The following is a 2,665-nucleotide window of genomic DNA, read 5'->3' on the forward strand; positions in this document are numbered from 1 at the left end:
TATCAAATTGGCGGGCCCCGGTGCGATCCGGCTCGCCGAGCTCGACACCTCCTGCTTCCTCGGCAACAGCCCCGGCGCCGCCTCCCTCACCGGATTCACCACCGACGGAACCGAAGTCGAATTGCTGCCGCGCACCGACCTGCTGCCCGACACCCGGCACCGGTTCGCCCTCACGCCCGCGGCCGCCTCCGTCGAGGAGGTCCGGCTCGACATCTACCCCGACGGCGGGCTCGCCCGGCTCCGGCTGTACGGGGAGCTGGGCGGATGAGCGAGGTCCGCGACTTCGTCGGCTACGGGCCGACGCCGCCGGACCCGCGGTGGCCCGGCGACGCGCGCATCGCCGTGCAGTTCGTGCTGAATTACGAAGAGGGCGGGGAGAACAACGTCCTCGACGGTTCGCCGCACTCGGAGACGTTCCTGTCCGAGGTGACTCCGGCCGAGGCCTTCCCGAACCGGCATATGAGCATGGAATCGATGTACGAATACGGTTCCCGGGCCGGCCTGTGGCGGGTGTTGCGCGCCTTCGAGCGGCGCGACCTCCCGCTCACCATCTTCGCGGTGGCGCGGGCGATGCAGCGCAATCCCGAAGCGGTGGCGGCCTTTCGGGAACTCGGCCACGAGATCGCCTGCCACGGCTTGCGGTGGAAGTCGTATCAGCTCGTCGACCGCGACACCGAACGCGCCGACATGGCCGAAGCCGTGCGCATCCTCACCGAGCTGACCGGCGCGGCCCCGCTCGGCTGGTACACCGGGCGCGACTCCCCGAACACCCGCGAGCTCGTGGTCGAGCACGGCGGCTTCGTCTACGACTCCGACTCCTACGCCGACGACCTCCCGTACTGGACCGAGATCGACGGCCACGACCACCTGGTCGTCCCCTACACCCTCGACACCAACGACATGCGCTTCGCCACCCCGGCCGGGTTCCCCAGCGGCGAACAGTTCTTCGCGCATCTGCGCGACGCCTTCGACGTGCTGTATCGCGAAGGGGCCGAAGGCAGTCCGAAGATGCTCTCGGTCGGCCTGCACTGCCGCCTCGCGGGCCGCCCGGCGCGCACCGCGGCGCTGGAACGCTTCCTCGACCATGTACAGACCCACGACGGAGTGTGGATCGCCCGGCGGATCGACATCGCCGAGCACTGGCGCGCGGTGCATCCACCGACGGCGTGGACTGAGTCATAGACCTCCCGCTTCGAGGTCCGGACGGCCGCGCCGATTGGGAGATTCACCAAAGTCCTTGTATCGGACCTCGCCCATGCATAACCTCCGGTGCACCCCAAGGTCGAATACCCCGAAGACAGGCCGTGGGGGTGCACTGCGGAAGGACTCCCATGAACCTACGTCAACGCGGACAGGTCTGGCGAAGCGTGGTCACGGCGGTTGCCGTTGCCGCGCTGTGGGGCACGTACGCTGTCGAGATCGGAACTGCGAAGGCGGCCCCCGGTTTCCAGGAGGTCATGCTCGTCGGCAACAACTGGGCGGGCACCGCGGATGTGATTCGCTCGACCGGTGACTTCGGCAAGATCGGGCGAATCAATCTGATTCCGGACAAAAGCGAACGGCTCCAGGAGATTTACCTCGATCCGGTGCGGCTCGCCTTCTTCCTCGGTATCCGCGAGACGGTCGGCGAGGGGCACGATCAGTATGTCGATGACATGTACACCACCCAGGATGGTTCCGAGATCGTCGTGTCGCGGCCGAGTTTCGCCGACGTGGCATCCATCGATACCGCGACCGGAAAACTGAAGTGGCGGTTCAAAGTCTCGGGTCAGCGCGCTGATCATATGGCCGTGTCGCCCGACGGCAAGCGGGTGGCGGTGTCCGCCTCGACCAGCAACACCGTGCACGTGCTCGACATCGAGACCGGCCGGGAGCTGGGCAAGTTCACCACCGGGGACAAGCCGCACGAGAATGTCTTCACCAACGACGGCAAGATCTGGAACATGGCCATCGGCGAGGTGAACACCCCGCTCGACAGCCCGCTACTGGACTTCACCAAGGGCGACCGCAAGATCACCGTGGTCGATGCCGACACCTATCGGCCGGTGCGCGTCATCGACATGCGTTCGCGCCTGGACGCGTTCGGTCGCGAAGACCTCTCGGACTCGGTCCGGCCGGTGGCGTTCAGCCCCGACGAATCCAGGTTCTACTTCCAGGTCTCGTTCTTCAACGGATTCGTCGAGTACGACATCGCGAGCGACAAAATTCTGCGGGTCAGGGAACTGCCGAAGAACCCAGGTACCAGCGACGAACGGATCGGTTACGTCAACGACTCACGCCACCACGGCATGTCCATACAGCCCACCGGCGGCAAACTGTGCATCGCGGGCACGATGGACGACTACGCCACCATCGTCGACCTGACCACCCTGCAGCCGGGCCCGCTCGTTCCGGCGGGCAAGCCCTACTGGGCCACCGTCAGCGGCGACGGCAAGGCTTGCGTCATTTCCGAGAGCGCCGACGATGTGGTGACCGCCATCGACTTCACCACCGGAAACAAGATCACCTCGATCCCGGTCGGCGACCATCCGCAACGCGTCCGCATCGGCACCTTGCCCGCCGGCTGGCAGAGCCCGGCCTGACTCTGTTTCCGGCTCTTGCTAGAGCCTGATGACCTCCAAGTCCGGCATCGGGGTGTAATCGTAGGAGGCGGAAATCCCAGGTT

At 66.1% G+C, this 2,665-nt stretch carries 2 protein-coding genes and 1 pseudogene; all 3 read left to right on the forward strand.

Annotated elements, in window-relative coordinates; genetic code table 11:
• A pseudogene (locus ACFWPJ_RS29910) lies at positions 1 to 268 on the forward strand (allantoicase); the annotation flags it as partial.
• Positions 265 to 1,182, forward strand: coding sequence for an allantoinase PuuE (puuE, locus tag ACFWPJ_RS29915; RefSeq protein ID WP_378856427.1), 918 nt, complete (start codon positions 265 to 267; stop codon positions 1,180 to 1,182). The pseudogene ACFWPJ_RS29910 and the gene puuE, both read left to right, overlap by 4 nt.
• A 149-nt stretch (positions 1,183 to 1,331) precedes the next feature.
• A complete protein-coding gene (locus tag ACFWPJ_RS29920) occupies positions 1,332 to 2,582 on the forward strand; it encodes a YncE family protein (protein ID WP_378856429.1) in 1,251 nt (416 codons plus the stop codon).
• Positions 2,583 to 2,665 lie beyond the last annotated feature (83 nt).

Origin of the sequence: Nocardia sp. NPDC058497 (assembly GCF_042720195.1) — a bacterium.
In the GTDB taxonomy this organism is placed as follows: domain Bacteria; phylum Actinomycetota; class Actinomycetes; order Mycobacteriales; family Mycobacteriaceae; genus Nocardia.